The organism is Actinophytocola sp. (assembly GCF_036402745.1).
Taxonomy (GTDB): Bacteria; Actinomycetota; Actinomycetes; order Mycobacteriales; family Pseudonocardiaceae; genus Actinophytocola.
The window spans coordinates 1-18,626 of record NZ_DASWSJ010000283.1 but is presented as its reverse complement, the minus strand read 5'-3'; the positions used below and the strand labels follow the sequence as shown (position 1 = coordinate 18,626).

21 protein-coding genes, 2 tRNA genes and 2 pseudogenes are annotated in these 18,626 nt (G+C 70.9%); 16 read left to right on the top strand and 9 right to left on the bottom strand.

Going from position 1 to position 18,626, the window contains the following annotated elements; genetic code table 11:
• The 3 genes from VGD70_RS26730 to VGD70_RS26720 all read right to left on the bottom strand — a co-directional run.
• On the bottom strand, window positions 1–401 hold a 401-nt coding region (locus VGD70_RS26730), incomplete at its 3' end, for a Fur family transcriptional regulator (RefSeq protein WP_331086044.1).
• Window positions 398–769 carry an ArsR/SmtB family transcription factor gene (locus tag VGD70_RS26725; RefSeq protein WP_414638061.1) on the bottom strand — a complete coding sequence of 124 codons (372 nt, stop codon included), beginning with the start codon at window positions 767–769 and terminating at the stop codon, window positions 398–400. The genes VGD70_RS26730 and VGD70_RS26725, both read right to left, overlap by 4 nt.
• A 70-nt stretch (window positions 770–839) precedes the next feature.
• On the bottom strand, window positions 840–1,103 hold the full coding sequence (locus VGD70_RS26720; protein WP_331086043.1) for a DUF6703 family protein: 264 nt from the start codon (window positions 1,101–1,103) through the stop codon (window positions 840–842).
• Between the two features lie 206 nt (window positions 1,104–1,309).
• Between VGD70_RS26720 and VGD70_RS26715 the strand changes: the two genes are divergently transcribed.
• On the top strand, window positions 1,310–2,695 hold the full coding sequence (locus VGD70_RS26715; RefSeq protein ID WP_331086041.1) for a glycine--tRNA ligase: 1,386 nt from the start codon (window positions 1,310–1,312) through the stop codon (window positions 2,693–2,695).
• A 132-nt stretch (window positions 2,696–2,827) separates the two neighbouring features.
• Window positions 2,828–3,376: pseudogene (locus VGD70_RS26710) on the top strand (ABC transporter ATP-binding protein); the annotation flags it as partial.
• A gap of 260 nt (window positions 3,377–3,636) precedes the next feature.
• On the opposite strand, the gene VGD70_RS26705 reads toward VGD70_RS26710, so the two are convergent.
• The gene (locus VGD70_RS26705) at window positions 3,637–4,587 is read right to left on the bottom strand and encodes a hypothetical protein (RefSeq protein WP_331086039.1); all 951 of its coding nucleotides are present in this window, start codon (window positions 4,585–4,587) and stop codon (window positions 3,637–3,639) included.
• A gap of 184 nt (window positions 4,588–4,771) precedes the next feature.
• On the opposite strand from VGD70_RS26705, the gene VGD70_RS26700 reads away from it, so the two are divergent.
• The 5 genes from VGD70_RS26700 (at window position 4,772) to VGD70_RS26680 (ending at window position 8,785) form a co-directional block, all read left to right on the top strand.
• On the top strand, window positions 4,772–5,437 hold the full coding sequence (locus VGD70_RS26700) for a YdcF family protein (RefSeq protein WP_331086037.1): 666 nt from the start codon (window positions 4,772–4,774) through the stop codon (window positions 5,435–5,437).
• A gap of 9 nt (window positions 5,438–5,446) precedes the next feature.
• Window positions 5,447–6,727, top strand: a complete 1,281-nt coding sequence (locus VGD70_RS26695; protein ID WP_331086035.1) for a deoxyguanosinetriphosphate triphosphohydrolase — start codon at window positions 5,447–5,449, stop codon at window positions 6,725–6,727.
• 17 nt (window positions 6,728–6,744) lie between these two features.
• Complete coding sequence (locus tag VGD70_RS26690) at window positions 6,745–6,996, top strand: hypothetical protein (protein ID WP_331086032.1); 252 nt, start codon at window positions 6,745–6,747, stop codon at window positions 6,994–6,996.
• 13 nt (window positions 6,997–7,009) lie between these two features.
• Window positions 7,010–8,116 (top strand): serpin family protein, encoded by a 1,107-nt coding sequence (locus tag VGD70_RS26685; RefSeq protein WP_331086031.1) that lies wholly within the window; start codon window positions 7,010–7,012, stop codon window positions 8,114–8,116.
• Window positions 8,117–8,179: 63 nt separating this feature from the next.
• A complete protein-coding gene (locus VGD70_RS26680; protein WP_331086029.1) occupies window positions 8,180–8,785 on the top strand; it encodes a carboxymuconolactone decarboxylase family protein in 606 nt (201 codons plus the stop codon).
• On the opposite strand, the gene VGD70_RS26675 is transcribed toward VGD70_RS26680, so the two are convergent.
• Entirely contained in the window at window positions 8,766–9,692 is a 927-nt protein-coding gene (locus VGD70_RS26675) for a sigma-70 family RNA polymerase sigma factor (protein ID WP_331086027.1), read from the bottom strand. The two genes, VGD70_RS26680 and VGD70_RS26675, sit on opposite strands and share 20 nt — an antisense overlap.
• Before the next feature lie 72 nt (window positions 9,693–9,764).
• On the opposite strand from VGD70_RS26675, the gene dnaG reads away from it, so the two are divergent.
• The 4 genes from dnaG to VGD70_RS26655 all read left to right on the top strand — a co-directional run bounded on the left by dnaG (window position 9,765) and on the right by VGD70_RS26655 (window position 14,069).
• Entirely contained in the window at window positions 9,765–11,672 is a 1,908-nt protein-coding gene (gene dnaG, locus VGD70_RS26670; RefSeq protein WP_331086025.1) for a DNA primase, read from the top strand.
• A complete protein-coding gene (locus VGD70_RS26665) occupies window positions 11,669–12,193 on the top strand; it encodes a hypothetical protein (RefSeq protein ID WP_331086023.1) in 525 nt (174 codons plus the stop codon). The genes dnaG and VGD70_RS26665 overlap by 4 nt, the downstream gene beginning before the upstream one ends.
• 35 nt (window positions 12,194–12,228) lie before the next feature.
• Window positions 12,229–12,993: a trans-aconitate 2-methyltransferase gene (locus VGD70_RS26660; RefSeq protein WP_331086021.1), complete on the top strand. Its 765-nt coding sequence runs from the start codon at window positions 12,229–12,231 to the stop codon at window positions 12,991–12,993.
• Between the two features lie 170 nt (window positions 12,994–13,163).
• Complete coding sequence (locus VGD70_RS26655) at window positions 13,164–14,069, top strand: superoxide dismutase (RefSeq protein ID WP_331086020.1); 906 nt, start codon at window positions 13,164–13,166, stop codon at window positions 14,067–14,069.
• Here VGD70_RS26655 and add read toward each other — a convergent pair.
• Both add and VGD70_RS26645 read right to left on the bottom strand, forming a co-directional pair.
• Window positions 14,014–15,069, bottom strand: a complete 1,056-nt coding sequence (gene add / locus VGD70_RS26650) for an adenosine deaminase (protein ID WP_331086018.1) — start codon at window positions 15,067–15,069, stop codon at window positions 14,014–14,016. The genes VGD70_RS26655 and add overlap by 56 nt on opposite strands.
• The gene (locus VGD70_RS26645; RefSeq protein ID WP_331086016.1) at window positions 15,044–15,289 is read right to left on the bottom strand and encodes a hypothetical protein; all 246 of its coding nucleotides are present in this window, start codon (window positions 15,287–15,289) and stop codon (window positions 15,044–15,046) included. The genes add and VGD70_RS26645 overlap by 26 nt, the downstream gene beginning before the upstream one ends.
• A 136-nt stretch (window positions 15,290–15,425) precedes the next feature.
• Between VGD70_RS26645 and VGD70_RS26640 the strand changes: the two genes are divergently transcribed.
• A tRNA-Asn gene (locus VGD70_RS26640) sits at window positions 15,426–15,498 on the top strand.
• 43 nt (window positions 15,499–15,541) lie between these two features.
• On the opposite strand, the gene VGD70_RS26635 is transcribed toward VGD70_RS26640, so the two are convergent.
• Window positions 15,542–16,030 carry a hypothetical protein gene (locus VGD70_RS26635; RefSeq protein WP_331086014.1) on the bottom strand — a complete coding sequence of 163 codons (489 nt, stop codon included), beginning with the start codon at window positions 16,028–16,030 and terminating at the stop codon, window positions 15,542–15,544.
• A 148-nt stretch (window positions 16,031–16,178) separates the two neighbouring features.
• Here VGD70_RS26635 and VGD70_RS26630 point away from each other — a divergent pair, with 148 nt between their 5' ends.
• The 4 genes from VGD70_RS26630 (at window position 16,179) to VGD70_RS26615 (ending at window position 17,269) form a co-directional block, all read left to right on the top strand.
• Window positions 16,179–16,427: a hypothetical protein gene (locus tag VGD70_RS26630; protein WP_331086012.1), complete on the top strand. Its 249-nt coding sequence runs from the start codon at window positions 16,179–16,181 to the stop codon at window positions 16,425–16,427.
• A gap of 104 nt (window positions 16,428–16,531) precedes the next feature.
• Window positions 16,532–16,605: transfer RNA gene (locus VGD70_RS26625), tRNA-Ile, on the top strand.
• Window positions 16,606–16,714: 109 nt separating this feature from the next.
• Window positions 16,715–16,933 carry a hypothetical protein gene (locus VGD70_RS26620; protein ID WP_331086010.1) on the top strand — a complete coding sequence of 73 codons (219 nt, stop codon included), beginning with the start codon at window positions 16,715–16,717 and terminating at the stop codon, window positions 16,931–16,933.
• A 12-nt stretch (window positions 16,934–16,945) separates the two neighbouring features.
• Window positions 16,946–17,269 carry a hypothetical protein gene (locus VGD70_RS26615; protein WP_331086008.1) on the top strand — a complete coding sequence of 108 codons (324 nt, stop codon included), beginning with the start codon at window positions 16,946–16,948 and terminating at the stop codon, window positions 17,267–17,269.
• Here VGD70_RS26615 and VGD70_RS26610 read toward each other — a convergent pair.
• Window positions 17,216–18,214, bottom strand: a pseudogene (locus tag VGD70_RS26610) (recombinase family protein); the annotation flags it as partial. The gene VGD70_RS26615 and the pseudogene VGD70_RS26610 overlap by 54 nt on opposite strands.
• Between the last annotated feature and the right edge of the window lie 412 nt (window positions 18,215–18,626).

The following is an 18,626-nucleotide window of genomic DNA, read 5'->3' as shown; positions in this document are numbered from 1 at the left end:
TCGGCGCAGGTGCCGAAGACCTCGACGGTGTGGCTCACCTCGGAGAAGCCGTTCGCCGCGGCGATCTTGTCCGCCCACTTCTCCACGGCCGGGCCCTCCACCTCCACCGTGCGGCCGCAGTGGCGGCACACGAGATGGTGATGGTGGTGGCTCGAGCACCGCCGGTAGACGGCCTCGCCGCTGTCGATACGCAGCACGTCGATCTCGCCCGCATCGGCCAGTGACTGCAGCGTGCGGTAGACGGTGGTGAGGCCGATGCCCTCACCACGGGTGCGCAGCTCCTCGTGCAGCTCCTGGGCCGAGCGGAACTCGTCCAGCTGCTCGAGCAGGGTCGCGACCGCGGCGCGCTGTTTGGTCGAACGGCGGCCGGGGACGGTGGGCGAGGAACGCTCAGGACTCAACGGGCCACGCCTTCCTCGACGTGCGCGACCGCGTCCACGACGATGTGCGCCAGGTGCTCATCGACCAGACGGTAGACCACCTCGCGTCCGTGCCGGTCGCCTTGCACCACGCCCGCCGCCTTGAGCACCCGCAGGTGCTGGCTGATCAGCGGCTGGGCCACGCCGAGGGAGTCGACGAGCTCGTGCACGCACCGGTCGGCGGCACGCAGCTCCAGCACGATCGCGATGCGGACGGGGGCGGCCAGCGCCCGCAGCAGGTCGCCGGCCGCGGTGAGCGAGGTGCCGGGCCGCTTGGCGCCGGTGGTGACCGAGGGCCGGTCGGGCGAGTGCTCGTGCCGGTCGGCGGCGACCGGCACGGCGTCTGACACGGCATCCGAGGTCACAGCACACAGCTCCCGGTGATAGTGGTTACCGTGTTCAACATCCTACGGCGTGCGCCTATTTCGCCAGCAGCACCGAGATCGCGACGGCCACCAGCACCACGAGCACCAGCACCCGGCCCACCCGCTGCCCGGGTGCGAGCACGGGCCACGTCGCCGCGAGCAGCACCGCGACGCCGACCGCGAGCAGACCGAGCAGCAACGCGCCGGTCGGCCCGCCCACGATGATGCCGAGCGCGAACACCCCGACCACCACGACGAACACGGCCAGCGGGGGTACCCGCGCGAGCGGGCCGTTCCCGGACAGCAGCGGTGCTCTCATTGAGGGTTTCCCGCGCACACATCCTCCTTTTGGACGCACCTTCGACTACAGCCAGCAACGCGAGCCTGGTGCAGCTGGGCGGTTTAATCACCCGTTCGTGGAGAAAGCCCCCCGGCTACGCTTTGGCGGCTGTCACCGCGCTGAGGGCTCTCTCACTGCCTATTCAAATGCCCTGGCCCCGAGCGTGCAGCAGTGGGAGTGCCGAAATGCCCGCCGACCGCGTCGAGACCGTCGTCAGCCTGTGCAAGCGCCGTGGGTTCGTCTACCCGTGCGGCGAGATCTACGGCGGCACCCGCTCGGCCTGGGACTACGGCCCGCTCGGCGTCGAGCTCAAGGACAACATCAAACGCGAGTGGTGGCGCACGATGGTGCAGCGGCGCGAGGACGTGGTCGGCCTCGACTCGTCGGTGATCCTCCCCAAGCAGGTCTGGGAGGCGTCCGGGCACGTCACGGCGTTCCACGATCCGCTGGTCGAGTGCACCGCGTGCCACCGCCGGTTCCGCGCCGACCAACTCGCCGAGGAGTTCGTCGCGGGCGGCTCCGGGGCGGCGAGCGAGGACGACCTGTCGGCCGTGCCGTGCCCGAACTGCGGAGTCGTCGGCCAGTACACGCCGCCGCGCGAGTTCAACATGATGCTCAAGACCCACCTCGGCCCGATCGAGTCCGACGAGGGGCTGCACTACCTGCGGCCGGAGACCGCGCAGGGCATCTTCGTGAACTTCCTGAACGTGCTCACCACCGCGCGGCGCAAGCCGCCGTTCGGCATCGGGCAGATCGGCAAGTCGTTCCGCAACGAGATCACGCCGGGCAACTTCATCTTCCGCACCCGCGAGTTCGAGCAGATGGAGATGGAGTTCTTCGTCGAGCCGGGCACCGACGAGGAGTGGCACCAGTACTGGATCGACGAGCGCCTGCGCTGGTACACCGACCTCGGGATCCGCCGGGAGAACCTGCGGCTCTACGAGCACCCGGCGGAGAAGCTCGCGCACTACGCCAAGCGCACGGTCGACATCGAGTACCGGTTCCAGTTCGGCGGCCTGGAGTGGGGTGAGCTGGAGGGCGTCGCCAACCGCACCGACTTCGACCTCACCACGCACACCAACCACTCCGGCGTCGACCTCTCCTACTTCGACCAGGCCACCAGCTCCCGGTACCGGCCGTTCGTCATCGAGCCGGCGGCCGGCGTCGGCCGCCCGATGATGGCGTTCCTGCTCGACGCCTACCGCGAGGACGAGGCACCCAACGCCAAGGGCGGCGTCGACAAGCGGGCCGTGCTGAGCCTCGACCGCCGCCTCGCACCGGTGAAGGTGGCCGTGCTCCCGCTGTCCCGCAACGCCGACCTCACACCGAAGGCACGCGACATCGCCGCGGCACTGCGCCGGCACTGGAACGTCGACTTCGACGACGCCGGGGCCATCGGTCGCCGCTACCGCCGCCAGGACGAGATCGGCACGCCGTTCTGCGTCACCGTCGACTTCGACTCGCTCGCCGACCAGGCCGTCACCGTGCGGGAACGGGACAGCATGACCCAGGAGCGGGTCGCGGCCGACAAGCTCGAGCGCTACCTCGGCGGCCAGCTGATCGGCTGCTGAGCACCCTGACGTTTGTCATGGTCAGGTGGTGACGCTCGGCCTGCGTCCCCTGCGGTCGTCGCGAGCATCGTGAGACTCGTGAAAACAACACGGATCTCCGAGACCGGCAGCCAGGGCTCCGCCCGCACCGAGATGTCCGCGGGCGCGGCCGTGATGCTGGCCGGTCTGCGCAAGCGCTACGGGCAGGTTCGCGCGGTCGACGGGGTGGACCTGGTGATCGCGCCGGGCGAGGTGGTCGCGCTGCTCGGCCCGAACGGCGCGGGCAAGTCGACCACCGTCGACATGCTGCTCGGCCTCACCCGGCCCGACGCCGGCACGGTCGCCGTGTTCGGTGCGAGTCCGCGCGACGCCGTGGCCGCCGGCTCGATCGGCGCGATGCTCCAGGGCGGCGCGCTGCTCGACGACGCCACGGTCGGCGAGACCGTCGCCATGGTGGCCTCGCTCCATCGTGCGCCGCTGCCGGTGGCGGAGGCGTTGCGCCGCACCGGGATCGAGGACCTCGCGTCCCGGCGGTGCAACAAGCTCTCCGGCGGCCAGAAGCAGCGCGGCCTCTTCGCCGTCGCGCTCGTCCGCGACCCCGACCTGCTCGTGCTCGACGAGCCCACCGCGGCCATGGACGTGGGCAGCCGCCGCGACTTCTGGCGCTCGATGCACAGCTTCACCGAGTCCGGCGGGACGATCGCGGACGTCGCTCGGATGCTGTGTCTGTCTCAGGGCACGGTGCGGAACCACCTTTCGTCGGCGATGGGGAAGACGGGGGCACGGACCCGTGCGGAGGCTGCGCGGGTCGCCGAGGAGCGCGGCTGGCTCTAGCGCGACTATCGGCGTTTGGTAATCGGTTGTGGGGCCTCGCTTTCGGCTGGCGTGGCTGGGTCGGGGTTGGCGCAACCCGGCTCAGTGGCGGCGGTGGGGTTGGATCGGTGGTCCGAGGTTGGGCACGGTCAGGCGGCTTCTACGGGTGGGCGGGGGCGGGCTGCTGCTTGGGTATGGGCGGCCCGGAGCAGGTCGGCCACTACTGAAGGCTCGTCGCGTAGTTGGGTGGGTGGGGTGTGGATCACGACGATGCCTGCGGCCGTCAGGTGGGCGGCTCTGCGTAGCGCCGCCGTGTAGTCGGCGGTGGACAGGTCGAAGCCGTACGAGTCGACCTCCCACGCGAGGCCTACGTCGTCCCACCAGGCGTCGGGGGTGGCCAGGTGGGCGCCCGTGGGGCCGGTGATGGGGACTCGCCACCTGGGTGGCGGTAGACCCGCCCTGTGGACGAGGCGCCGGGCCCAGCCTTGGGCTACCGACCGGACACCGTCGTCGATCTCGGCCAGGATTCGGCGGGGAAGGGCGGTGCCCCGGGTGGTGGTGCGGGCCAGCTCGTCGCGCAGGGTGGCCGGGCTGATCCGGCCGTGGCGCACGGTCTCGGTGAGCAGCGCGCGGACATGCTCGGCCGTGGTGGCTCGCCGGCACGTATCGATGGTGGCTCTGGCCAGGGGCGCCACCGGGAACCGGGAGCGCAGCTGGGCGACCGGCAGGACGTTGGTTCTGTCGAAGAAGACGCCATCCACCAGCCTGGACTGGCGGCGGGGCGGCACGAGGACATGCACCGGGCCCTCCAGTCGCGCGGCGGACATACCGTGGAGGGCCAGCGCGTCGACGCCGGTGAGGACGGCCTCTGGACCGGCGACCGTGAGCGCGGCCTGGATGCGTTGGGCCCGGCTCGGCGGCGCGTTGCCCAGCAGCACGAGGCCGGGCTGGAGGCGCTGCCACGGCCCGCCGTCACGACATCGTTCTTCGATCGTGCTTCCTGGCAGGCCGAGGGCGATGAGGTCGGCCGCGGTGGCGACGTGGTGGTTGAACATGGTCGGGATGGCGTCGAGGTCGAGCAAGGCGCGGTTGGTGTTCATGACGCCAGCAAAGCGGAAGAGGGCAACGTGCGGGGGCGGTGAGACGTCATCTGTGGACAACTGAAGCAGTTGTGGATAACCCGGCGATGAGCGGACGGGAGTGTCGGTGCCGGTAGGTACATTCGTCGTTCGGCACCCGCGGGGCGGACGTCGGTACGCACGCAGCTCTGGAAGGATCGATCGAGTGACATCCGTAGAGGCGAGGCCGCGACCGGTGCTCCGGTTCGTGCGCCGCCTGCTGGTCGGCGTGCTGCTCGTCGGCGCGCTGGTGGTCGGCGGCACGGGCTTCCGGGTGTGGCAGGTGGCCCGCGACGACAACCGCGACCAGGCCGACGTGGTCCTCGTGCTGGGCGCCGCCCAGTACGGCGGCACGCCCTCGAAGGTGCTCGAGGCCCGCCTCCGGCACGCCAGGAACCTCTACGAGGCGGGCGTCGCCAAGCACATCCTCACCACGGGCGGCAACCAGCCCGGCGACAGGTACACCGAGGCCGAGGCGGGCGCCAACTGGCTCACCGAGAACGGCGTGCCGAAGGAGGCCGTCCTCGGCGTCGGCGAGGGCAACGACACCCTCGGCAGCCTCCGCGCCGCCGCCAAGGCCGCCGCCGAGCGCGGCTGGCACACCGCCGTGATCGTCAGCGACCCGTGGCACTCCTTACGCGCCCGCACCATGGCCGAGGACGTCGGCTTCGAGGCCTGGACCTCACCCACGCACAGCGGGCCGATCGTCCAGACCCGGCAGACCCAGGTCCGCTACATCCTCTACGAGACCGCCGCGCTGCTGTACTACCGGATGACCAAGGCCTCCGCGGACCAGATCGGTGTCACCGAGAATGTCGGCGCCGACAAGTAATCTCCGCGTATGACCCCCGGCTACGTCGAGCACGACGCGGCGCGGTTCCACCCCGAGCCCGTCAAGAGCGCCGTGCTGCCCGGCTCGTGGCCCACCCGCCGCAGCCCCTTCGGCCGCGACCGGGCCCGGGTGCTGCATTCCGCGGCGCTGCGCCGGCTTGCCGGCAAGACTCAGGTCGTCGGCCCGGGGGAGGGATCGGAGGTCAGCGGCGTGCCGCGCACCCGGCTCACCCACTCGCTCGAGGTGGCCCAGATCGGCCGCGGCATCGCCGAGGAGCTCGGCTGCGACCCCGACATCGTCGACACCGCGGGCCTCGCGCACGACATCGGCCACCCGCCGTTCGGGCACAACGGCGAGCGCGCGCTCAACGAGGTCTCCCAGTCCTGCGGCGGTTTCGAGGGCAACGCGCAGACCCTGCGCATCCTCACCCGCCTGGAGCCCAAGGTGCTGGGGGAGCGCGAGCACGGCCTCAACCTCACCCGCGCCAGCCTCGACGCGGCCACCAAGTACCCCTGGCCGCGCACCGCGGGCACGCCGAAGTTCGGCGTCTACGAGGACGACCGGGACGTCTTCGACTGGATGCGCCAGGACGCCCCCCCGCGCCGCCAGTGCCTCGAGGCGCAGGTCATGGATTGGGCCGACGACGTCGCCTACTCCGTGCACGACGTGGAGGACGGCGTCCGCTCCGGCCGCATCTCCTTACCCTCGCTCACCGATCCGGTGGAGCGCACGGTCGTCGCCGAGCTCGCCGCCAAGCACTTCAGCTCGGAGCCCGTCTCCGGCCTCGAGGACGTGGCCGCCGACCTGCTACGGCTGGGCGTGGTCGCCGCCCTCACCCCGCACGAGTACGACGGCACGCTCGGCGCCCAGGTCGCGCTCAAGACGCTCACCAGCGAGCTCGTCGGCCGGTTCGTCGCCGCCGCGGTCACCGCCACCCGGCGTGAGCATGGCGACGGCATGCTCACCCGCTACGCCGCCGGCCTCGTGGTCCCCGCCCGGGTCGCGGCCGAGGTGGCGCTGCTCAAGGCCGTCGCACTGCGCTACGTGATGAGCGACCCCGGCCGGCTCGCGCTGCAGGCCACCGAGCGCCGGCAGCTGGCCGAGCTGGTCGCCGCGCTCACCGCACGGGGGCCCGACGCCCTGGAGCCGGCGTTCGTGCCGGCGTGGCACACGGCCGGCGAGGACGCGGCGCGGCTGCGGGTGGTCGTCGACCAGGTCGCCGCGCTCACCGACGCCCAGGCCATCCGCTGGCACAAGGTGTTCGTCGAGGTCCCGGGCTTGTCGGTGTGACGTGGCACACTCGAGGTATGAGTGATGCGAACCGACCACCAGGGGGCGGCGGCCGCCGCGGCATTTTCCGTCGCGCGCCACGCGAGTCGGTGCCGTACGACGGGTCGCGGTACTTCGACCCGTGGCTGGACGATGATGACGACGATGACGGCTCGGCGGGCGTCCGCGAGCCGCGCCGCCCGAAACCACTCGGGCCGATGTCGGACGCCGGAGCCTTACCCGAGCCCGAGCCGCCGATGATGATCAGCCTGCCCGACCCACGCCGGTAGTAGAGGAGAGTTCGTGACGGATCGCGCGCACCTCGCGTTCACGCTTGCCCTGCACCGAGTCACCGCGCCCGATCCGGTGGCCAACGTGTGCTGGTCGCCGTTCTCGGTGGCGAGCGCGCTCGGCCTGGTCGCCCTCGGCGCCCGCGGCATGACCCGTGACGAGCTCACGGTGCTGCTGCTCGGCGACAAGTCCGGCGACCTCACCCAGCTCGGCGCGCTCCTCAACCGCGCGAGCGTGCTGGAACCGCCGCGTGACAACGAGGACGAGCCGGTCATCGCGGTCGCCAACACGCTGTGGGTCGACCAGTCGATCGAGATCCTCGTGCCGTTCGTCGAGGAGCTGGGCCGGTGGTCCAGTGGCACGGTCCGCGAGGCGCCGTTCCGGGACGCGCCCATGCAGGCCCGCGACCTCATCAACCTCGACGTCGCCAAGACCACCCGCGACCTCATCCCCGAGCTGATCCCGGCCGACGCCATCACCGAGGAAACCCGGGCCGCGCTGGTCAACGCGCTGTATCTCAAGTGCGGCTGGCGCTTCCCGTTCACCGAGGGCGCCACCCGGCCGCAGCCGTTCCACGCGCCCGGCGGCACCCTCGACGTGCCGACGATGGCGCTGTCCGAGCGGATCGGCTACGCGGCCCGCAACGGCTGGCAGGTCGCCACCCTGCGCGCGATCGGTGGGGTCGAGGCCATCGTGCTGCTGCCCGACGGCGACCTCGCCGGCGCCGAGGCCGAGCTCGACGCCGACTCGCTCGCCGCCCTGCTCGACGCGCCGAAACCGACCCAGGTCGACCTGTCGCTGCCCAGGCTGAAGGTGTCCACCCAGACCGAGCTCACCCCGGCGCTCAACCAGCTCGGCGTCCGCACGGTGTTCGGCACCGACGCCGACCTCACCGGCATCAGCCCGGCCGACCTCCAGGTGCAGGCGGTGCTGCACGAGTCCGTGCTCAAGATCGACGAGAAGGGCCTCGAGGGCGCCGCCGCCACCGCGGTGATGATGCGGCTCGCGTCGCTCCCGTCGCCGGGGGTACGGCTGCAGGTCGACCGCCCGTTCCTGCTGGTGGTCCGGCACGCGGAGACCGGCGTCGTGTACTTCATGACACGTGTCACCAAGCCATGACTGTCACGTCTGGCGAACTGTCCTCGTCCGGGTGGTGAACGCACCGGATACACGGAGGACGTCATGCCAAGGATTCCAGGGGTTCCCACCAAAGAGGCCGGCCCGCTCGTTCGGGTGCTCTACTGGTTCGCCAAGCGGCGGCTGGGGGCGGTGCCCGAGCCGTTCAGCGTGCTCGCCCGGCACCGCAAGCTGATGCTGGCCGCCGCCCGGCACGAGCTGGCCGCCGAGAAGGCCAGCAAGGTCCTGCCCGCCAACGTCCGGGAGATCGCCGTCTTCCGGACCGCGCAACAGCTCGGCTGCTCGTGGTGCATCGACTTCGGCACCATGCTGCAGAAGCACGAGGGGCTCGACATCGAGCGGCTCAAGCAGATCGACGACTACGCCACCTCGCCCGCCTACAGCCGGCAGGAGCGGCTCGCGGTCGCCTACGCCGACGCGCTCACCGCCACGCCGGTGACCGTCACCGACGAGCAGGTCGCCGAGCTGGTCGGGGAGTTCGGCCAGGAGGGCGTGCTCGAGCTGACCTACCAGGTCGGCCTCGAGAACATGCGGGCCCGGATGTACAGCGCGCTCGACCTCCGCGACCAGGGCTTCACATCCGGCGACGCCTGCCGCATCCCGGTGCCGGCCGACGCGGACGCCGGGCAGGTCAGAACGCCAGGCGCGTGAGCTTGTCGGGGTTGACCACGTCGTAGATCGCGGTGACCCGGCCGTCGCGGACGGCGAACGCCTCCACCCGGCGGGAGATCTCGAGGTAGCCGTCCTCGGCGGGCACGTCGGGGATCGCCAGGCCGAGGTCGCCGTTGACCAGCACCAGATCGCCGGCGATGATCCGGTGCTGGCCGTATGCCCGCACGAGGCCGAACAGGAACCGGGTGATCTTGTCGGCGCCGACCACGAGCCGTCGCGCGGTGCGGGCCTTGCCGTCGCTGTCGCCGATGAGCACGGCGTCCGGGTGCAGCAGCCTGACCACCGTGTCGACGTCGCCGCCGATGATGGCCGCGAGGAGCTGCTCGACCACGACGCGCTGCTCGTCGAGGGCGACCCGCGGCGGCGGGTCGGCGTGGGCGGCGGCCCGCCGGCCGCGGGACGCGTGCTGGCGCGCGGTGGCCTCCGGGCAGCCGAGGATCTCGCCGATCTCGGCGAACGGCACGGAGAACGCGTCGTGCAGCACGAAGGCGACCCGCTGCTCGGGGGTGAGCCGGTCGAGCACGACCATGGCCGCCATGCGCACCTCGTCCTCGCGCACGACCGTGTCAAGTGGATCGTCACTGGCCGGGGTGCCGTACGGGGTGACGATGGGCTCGGGCAGCCACGGCCCGACATACTGCTCGCGCTGCGCGGTGGCCGAGCGCAGCCGGTCCAGGCAGATCCGGCCGACCACGGTGGTGAGCCACGCCCGCAGCTCGCGGATGCCGGCGCGCTTCCGTTCGTCCAAACCGGACAGTCGCAGCCAGGCCTCCTGCACGGCGTCCTCGGCGTCGGACAGCGTGCTCGTGAGCCGGTACGCCACCCCGATCAGGTGGGACCGGTGCTGGGCGAACCGCTCGGCGAGGACGTCTTGGCTCACTGTCACGAACCCATCGTATGACCTGCCGAGCGCGGCCTGCCGCTCACTTGTCGGACCGCGCGCCTACACTCGGACACCGTGGCGGGACGGATCCGGGAGAGCGACATCGCGCAGGTGCGCGAGCGAAATCGGATCGACGACGTGGTCGGCGAGTACGTGTCGCTGCGCCGCGCGGGCGGTGGGGCGCTCAAGGGCCTGTGCCCGTTCCACGACGAGAAGACGCCGTCGTTCAACGTGCGGTCCACGCACGGCACGTTCCACTGCTTCGGCTGCGGCGAGGGCGGCGACGTCATCGCCTTCCTCATGAAGATCGACCACCTCAGCTTCGTCGAGGCGGTCGAGCGGCTCGCCGAGCGCACCGGCGTCCAGCTCACCTACGAGGGCGGCGCGCCCACCCGGCAGAAGGACAAGGGCACCCGCACCCGGCTCGTCGACGCGCACCGCGCGGCGGCCGAGTTCTACGCCGAGCAGCTGCACACCCCCGACGCCGTGAAGGCCCGGGAGTTCCTCGCCGAGCGCGGCTTCGACCAGGCCGCCGCCGCCACGTTCGGCTGCGGGTACGCCCCGGCCGGCTGGGACAAGCTCACCAAACACCTGCTGGGTCGCGGGTTCGAGATGGGCGAGCTCATCAAGGGCGGCCTGTCCAGGGAGGGCCGCCAGGGCCCCATCGACCGGTTCCACCGCAGGCTGCTGTGGCCCATCAGGGACCTCGGCGGCGACGTGGTCGGCTTCGGCGCGCGCCGGCTGTTCGACGACGATCAGATCCAGGCCAAGTACCTCAACACCAGCGAGAGCCCGATCTACAAGAAGTCGCAGGTGCTGTTCGGCCTCGACCTCGCCAAGCGGGAGATCGCGCGCCGCCACCAGGTCGTGGTGGTCGAGGGCTACACCGACGTGATGGCCATGCACGCGTCCGGCGTGCTCACCGCGGTGGCCTCGTGCGGCACCGCGTTCGGCGTCGAGCACATCACCGTGCTGCGCCGGCTGCTCATCGACGACGACGCGTTCCGCGGCGAGGTCATCTTCACCTTCGACGGCGACGAGGCCGGCCGCAAGGCCGCGCTCAAGGCGTTCGACGAGGACCAGCGGTTCGCCGCGCAGACGTTCATCGCCATCGCCCCCGACGGCCAGGATCCCTGCGAGCTGCGCCAGTCCAAGGGCGAGGTCGCCGTCCGCGACCTCGTGGCCCGGCGCCAGCCGCTGTTCGCGTTCGCCATCCGCACCGAGCTCGCCGAGCACAACCTCGACACCGCCGAGGGCCGGGTCGAGGCGTTGCGCCGGACCGTGCCGATGGTGGCCCGCATCAAGGAGATGGCGCTGCGCGACGAGTACGCGCGCCAGCTCGCGGGCTGGGTCGGCTGGGAGGACACGGCCACCGTGGTCCGCCGGGTCCGCGAGAACGCCGGCGCGCCGGTCGTCGACCAGCGGCGGGGCCGGCCGCAGCGGGTCAACCCGGACCAGGGCGCGCTCGCCGTCGACGTCGACGGGCCCGCCCGCCCGCAGCGCAACGACCCCCGGCTGTGGGTGCAGCGCGAGGCGCTCAAGGCGGCGCTGCAGGCACCCGAGCTCGCCGGGCCGTACTACGACAGCTCGGTGCCCAAGGAGGCGTTCACCCACCCCGCGTACCGCGAGCTCTACGAGGCGCTGCTCGCGGTCGGCGGCACGTCGTCGGGGCTGTCCGGGCCGGCGCTGGTCGACGCCGCCACCCAGGCGTGTCCACATCAGACAGTGCGCTCGCTGGTCACCGAGCTCGCGGTGGAGGCCCTGCACCACAAGGCCGAGCCCGACGCGCGGTATGTCGGCAGCCTCATCGCCGCGCTGCAGGAGACCGTCGTGGCCAACCAGATCGCCGAGTTGAAGTCCCGGCTGCAGCGGCTTTCCCCGGTCGAGGACGCGGACAACTACCGCACGCTCTTCGGCGACCTCGTGGCGCTCGAGCAGTACCGCAAGGCGCTCGGCGACAAGGCGGCCGGGGGACTGTCGTGACCGGGTTCCTGCGCAAGCTGCTCGGCGGCGGGGTGCCCGAGGGGTTCACCGGCGAGCTGGAACGCGACGAGAACGTCGTCGCGTCGGCGGTGCTGCGGGGCGGCGGGTTCCTGTTCGCCACCTCGCTCGGCCTGTGGGTGCCGGGGGAGGACGGGCCGCGCAGGGTCGGCTGGCACCTCATCAGCAAGGTCACCTGGGGCAACGGCGTGCTCGAGCTGGTCGAGGCCCGCGAGACCGGCACCGCGGGCGAGGCCGTGCTGCTCGCCGACCAGCGCCCGGTCCGGTACGTGCTCGAGCGGCCGGGCAAGCTGCCGGACGTCGTGCACATCCGGGTCAACGGCTCGATCCGGTCCCGGCACCGCCGCGAGCTTCCCGGTGGTGGCGCGTGGTTCGTGCAGCGCAAGGTCCCCGGGCGGGACGGGATCGTGCTGCAGGTCCGCGCGGACCAGGGCACCGACGCCGACGCGGTCCGCCGGGTCGCCACAGAGGTGGCCGAGAAGATCCGGCAGGCGCTAGAGTAAAACAGTACGAACGTACGGTTTTACTGGAGGCGCCCGTGTGGGACCCGACCAAATATCTGGCCTTCGCCGATCACCGCTCGCGGCCGTTCTTCGACCTGCTCGCCCGGGTCAGCGCCGACGACCCACGCCGGGTCGCCGACCTCGGGTGCGGGCCGGGCAACCTCACCGAGACGCTCGCCGCGCGCTGGCCGGCCGCCGTCGTCGAGGCGATGGACTCCTCGCCGGAGATGGTCGACGCCGCGCGGGAGCGGGGGATCGACGCCGAGGTCGGTGACGTGCGCGAGTGGAACCCGCGGCCGGACACCGAGGTCGTCGTATCCAACGCCGTGCTGCACTGGGTGCCCGGCCACGACGAGCTGCTCACCCGCTGGGTCAAGCAGCTGCCGTCCGGCGCGTGGCTGGCCTTCCAGGTGCCCGGCAACTTCGGCGCGCCGTCGCACGTGCGGGTGCGCGAGCTCACCGGCTCGCCGCGCTGGCACGACCAGCTCGACGCGGTCGCACTGCGCGAGGACGACGCGGTGCTCGACCCGGCCGGGTACGCGGCACTGCTCGCCGACGCCGGCTGCGCGGTCGACGCGTGGGAGACCACCTACCTGCAGTGGCTCACCGGCGAGGACCCGGTGCTCGACTGGGTCACCGGCACCGCGCTGCGCCCCATCCGGTCCGCCCTGGACGACGCGGAGTGGGCCGAGTTCCTCGCCGCCCTCGCGCCTGTGCTGCGCGCGGACTATCCGATGCGGGCCGACGGCAGCACCTGGTTCCCGTTCCGCCGTGTGTTCGTCGTCGCCCGGGTCGGGTGAACGCACGTGGCGCCGCCACCCGGTGAGGTGACTGCGCCGCAAGCGGAACGTCCTATACGCGAGGTGCTGCTCGACTCGGCGGCGAGGGCGCTGCGGCTGGCGGACTGAACCCTTCGGTCGCGGCGCGCGTAGGTCCCGGCGACCGTTTTGCGTCAATCGAAGGACTTCCGATGTTGCGACGCGTAGGACTTCCGCTCGTTATCGTCGTACTCGCCGGCACGCAGGTCAGCCCGAGCGCGTCGGCGAGCCCGGTGTTCCCGGCGACGATCGCGCTGCCGGCGGGGTTCCAGCCGGAGGGCATCGCGATCGGCCCCGGCCCGGTGGCCTACCTCGGCTCGCTCGCCGACGGCTCGATCTACCGGGCGAACCTGCTCACCGGGCATGGCACGATCGTCAGCGAGGGGCCGGGCACGCCGTCGGTCGGGATGAAGACCGACGCCCGCGGCCGGCTGTTCGTGTCGGGTGGCGGGGCCGGCAACGCCCGGGTGGTCGACACGCGTACCGGCGCGGTGCTCAAGAGCTACCAGCTGGCGGCCGGGGCGAGCTTCGTCAACGACGTCGTGCTGACGCCGTCCGCGGCCTGGTTCACCGACTCGCTCAACCAGGTGCTGTACAAGCTGTCGCTGCGCGGCGGCACGCTGCCGGAGCGGGCCGAGGTCGTGCCGATCACCGGGGATCTGGTGTACCAGCAGGGTTTCAACGCCAACGGGATCGCGCGCACACCGGACGGCAAGGCGCTGCTGGTCGTCCAGACGAACACCGGGCGGCTGTTCCGGGTGTCCACGTCGGGCGTGTCGCGGCAGGTCGCGCTGGCCGAGACGCTGACGAACGGCGACGGCATCCTGCTGCGCGGGCAGACGCTCTATGTGGTGCGGAACCGGTCGAACACGGTGGCGGTGCTGCGGCTCGACCACGCCGGCCTGTCGGCGCGGGTGGTGGACCGGCTCACCGACGAGCGGTTCGACGTGCCGACGACGGTCGGGGCGTTCGGCGGCCGGCTCTACCTGCCGAACGCGCGGTTCAACACGACGCCGGAGCCGACGACGCCGTACCAGGTCGTGGCGATCCGTCCCTGAGCCAGCGCTCGATCCCCGCGCCGAGCGCGGCCTTGACGTCGGGTGGCGCCGCCGAGTGGCGGACGCTGTCGGCGGCGAGGCCGGCCAGCTCGGCGTCGGTGAGGCCGAGAACGTCGCGGCAGATCGCGTACTGGTCGGCGAGCCCGGTGCCGAACAGCAGCGGGTCGTCGGTGGCGACGGCCACCGCGACGCCGGCGTCGAGCAGCGCGCGGACCGGGATGGTGTGGAGGTCGTGCACGCCGAACGGCGGGTAGGAGGTCGGGCAGATCTCCAGCGCCACCCGCCGCTCGGCGAGCAGCTCCAGCGTGCGTGGGTCCCGCGCGGCGGCCGTGCCGTGGCCGATGCGCTTGGCGTGGAGGTGCTCGACGCAGGCGCGGACGTGGTCGGCGCCGGTGTAGAAGCCGGAGTGCGGCACGGCGGCGAGTCCGGCGTCGGCGACGACGCGGAAGGCCGGGGTGAAGTCGATCACGGTGCCGTGCCGCTCGTCGTTGGACAGCCCGAAGCCGACGACGCCGTGCCCGGCGTACGCCGCGGCCAGCCGCGCGAGCGTGAGCGCGTGGCCGGGGGAGCGGGTCCAGCTGGAGGCGATGATCACGCCGACCGGGACGGCTGCCGCGGCCGCGCCATGGAGGACGGCCTCGACGGTCTCGCGCAGCCCGCCGAACACGGGCGCGTAGGAGGTGGGGTCGACCTGGATCTCGAGCCAGCCGCACCCGTCGGCAGCGTCGTCCTCGGCTGCCTCGGCGATGACCCTGCGGATGTCCTCCGGCGTGCGGATGGCCTGGCGGGCCGCGTCGTAGCGGTCCTGGAAGTCGGCCCATGTCCCGGCGGTTCTCGGCAGCGGGGGAGGAACGGTGATCCCGTGCCGGCCGGCGAGCTCGACGAGCGTCGCGGGCCGCATGGCGCCGGTGAGGTGGAGGTGGAGCTGTGCCTTGGGCAGCCCCCGCACGTCGCGGCGTGCGGGGGCCTGCGGCTCAGGACTTGTCGTAGACGGGTTCACTCACGTTCCGCCGACCGTTGCTCTGCTGCGCCGCCGACTTGTGACGCTGGCCCAGCCCGGTCTTCTCCCCGATCTTGGCCCGCGCGACGCCGGCGGCACCCTGTACCGCGGGGTGGTCGGCGATCTTGCGGTAGGTGCGCATGATCTGGTCGTAGCGCCCACGGCCCGCTTTGGCCCCCAACACGTACCCGACCGCGGCGCCCAGTACGAACGCCTTCATCGTTCATCGCCTCCAAGGCTCGACCTGCTGTCCGCTGCCATCTTCCCCCAGTCCGGCGCACCGTGCCGGGCGGCGCGAAACCCCCGTTGGGGGATGCGCTAGAGTTGGTCTCCGCCGGCAGGGTCCGGTGGGACGATCCTCCATAGCTCAATTGGCAGAGCATTCGGCTGTTAACCGAAGGGTTGTTGGTTCGAGTCCAACTGGAGGAGCTTCACCCCAGGCCAGGTGCCTGGGGTTCTTGCTTTCCCGGCGTCACTCGCCTTTGTCGGCCGCGTCCTCGGCCTGCCGCGACACCTCGAGCAGGTCCTTGTCGTCGAAGCCCGCCGCCGCGAAGCGGTCGCGCCACTGGTTCAGCTTCCGTGAGTACGTGCCGGCGTCCGCGTCGGACTCGAGGAGCGTGATGAACTCCTCCCGGGCGACCCAGCGGACGTCGAGCGTGGCCGTCCGCGCCGGCTCGTGGGACGGGACCGGGCCGCCGTCGAGGATCGTGCGGGGCGTGTCGACGGTCCAGTCGCGCAGGTGCCGGGCAAGGGCGCGGGCGATCCGCTCGAGCACGGAGACGCCGACGGTGGCCTCGGCCGCTTCGACCGCCTCGAGGCTGCGAATGCCCACCTTGGCCTCCTTCGCGAAGCTCGGCCGCGAGTCGTGCCCGATCGCGCGGCGTGCCTGGGCCACGGCCTCGGCGAGGCGTTCCCGGTCGTCGTCCGAGTAGTTGGCGGTCCGCAGGCTGTAGGGCGACACCGCAGCAGAATGCCGCAGAGTTCCGCAGAACACCAGCCCCAAATTTTGGCTATCAGCCGAGATTTTGCCGTCGGCGATCCCGCAGACTTCCGCAGAACAGCTCCCTTGCTGGTTTGACAGGTCCCGCAGAGTCCCGCAGACTCGAGGTATGCCGAAGCTCAACCGCGACCGGATCCGGGGGTGGCTCGAAGACCACAACTGGTCCATAGCGCGCCTCGCCGCGGAGTGCAGCGCTCTCGGCGAGGACCCCTTCCCGGAGGGCACGCTGCGCAACGCGGTGAACGGCATCGACCCGATGCGGGTGGGCCGGATCCGGGTGATCTGCAAGGTCACCGCCAAGTACGGCGACGGCATCCCGTACGCACAACTGGTCGCCGGCGGAGGAAAAGGGGCCTGACGCGATCGAGCGGCGGGGCCATGTAGGTTTGCCACATCGGCAACACGGTCGCCCGTATGGGTTATTGGCTTGCGTCCAAACCCGTGTGGCGCCGGGAGGTGCCCGGGGCGGTAGCTCAGTCGGTTAGAGCAGAGGACTCATAATCCTTTGGCCGTGGGTTCGAGCCCCACCCGCCCCACCGCCCCGTCCATTGCGCGAACCGGGTGACATGCCTGGTCGGCGCGCTGGGATGGGGTTGCTGCGGGGGCGGGGTCGTCGTCGGTGGGTTCCTCGGCCCTGGTGTGGCCGTGGTGGACCCGGAACACGGGGACGAGCTGGGTAGCGCTGACGACCTTGACGCGGGCGACCAGGGCGTCGATGAGGGCCTTCGTGGCGGCTGGTTGGTCGCGGTCGATGACGTGGTCGATGTGGGTGAGGATGTCGGCCAGTTCGGGCTCGGTCGGCATGGCGGGGGCGGCGTCGATCTCGTCGGCCAGTTCGTCACGGCGTTGTTTGAGTTGCTTTAGTTTGGTGCCGAGTTGTTCGAGGCGTGGCGCGGCTATTTCCTCGCTCATGGTCTCGTTTTCGAACGCGGTGAAGTAGCGGTCGATGGCGTTCGTGGTTTTGGTGACCTCGGCTGTGACGGTGTCGAGTTCGCTGATTCGGTCGGCGTGGTGGGATGTGTGGAACTTGTGGGCTTCGGCGAATGCTTCGGCAATGAGGTCGGTTTGGTTGGTGTAGAAGTCGTGCAGGGCGGCGAGTACGGCGTTGTCGACCTGGTCGGCGAGCAGGCGTGGCGCGGAGCATTCCTTGCTGCCGTAGCGCGCACGAGCGAAACAGGTGTAGTAGCGGTACGTCTTTGACCGGCCGGTAGCGGCTGTGCCGATCATCGATTTCCCGCACTCTGGGCACCGGAGTTTCCCGGTGAACAAGTAGTCGGATGCGTTGGACGCGCGGCGGCTGTGTTCCTCCCCGCGTGCGGCGATGATGTTTTGCGCGACGGTAAATGTGTCGGTGTCGATGATGGCTTCGTGCGCGTTGGGCACGGTGATGTCGCGGAAGTTGATTTCACCGGCGTAGACGCTGTTGGACAGCACGCGAATCACCTGGTGTCCGGACCAGGGGCCGCCCACGGCGGTGCGGTGGCCGTTGTCGTTGAGTCGTTTTGCGATGGCGCGGCTTCCGATGCGTTCGTCGGTATAGGCGGTGTAGATGGCGCGCACGACGGGGCGTTCGTTGTCCTCGATTTGCAACACACCGGTGTCGGGGTGGGGCGCGTAGCCGAATGGCCGCACTCCGCCGCGCCAGCGTCCGGCGGCAGCTTTGCGTTCCATGCCGTTGACCACGCGGTCGATGATGACGTCACGTTCGAACTCGGCGAACATGCCGAGCAGTTGCAACAGCATTCGGCCCATCGGGGTGGAGGTGTCGACGGGTTCTGTCGCGGAGCGAAATATGACCTTCGCGGCGTCGAGTTCATCGAGCAGTTCCACGAGGTCCCGCAGGCGCCGGGAGAACCGGTCCACCCGGTACACCAGCAGCACGTCAATCACGCCCGCGCGAGCCGCCGCCAATGCTTGTTGCAGGCCGGGCCGGTCGGTGTTCGCGCCGGACGCGTCGTCGGAGAAACGCTTGGCCAGTCGCCACCGGGGTTGGGATTCGATGTAGGCGCTGAGACTGTTGTCCTGCGCTTCGATCGAATAGGGCTGGTGCTCCTCGTCCGTGGAGCGGCGAACGTAGGTCCCAACCCGAATATCCCCGGTCTCAGGAAGCGTAGCGACCAGTTTCGACTTATGTGACTTCCTCACATTTCCCCCGTTTATCGTGGCTGATTCTGTGGACGTCAAGTGGCGTCTGTGCCTTGGTCAGGGTACCGCGTGGCGCAAACTAAACCGCGTCGATCCGGGTTCGCGCCTGGACAGGAAAGAGGGTGGTGCCGCCCGGATCATTAACGACACCACCCCGTCTCACCTTCTTGTGGTTGCGCCTCGAACACGTCTCCCAAACCCCTTTCGGCTGCTGGGAGCGAAAGACGCACGCGCCGGGCATGCTTAGGCTATGCGCGCCTTCGACGGCCGTTTACTTGTAGTTATCCCGGACGTGTCATTCGCCGCTGTGTAGGCGGCGATGAGCCGTGACAGCGCCCGAATAGCGGTGGCCATCTGTTCATCGGTCAGCGGCTCCGACTCCGCACCCACCACCCGAATTCGCCCGTTCTCC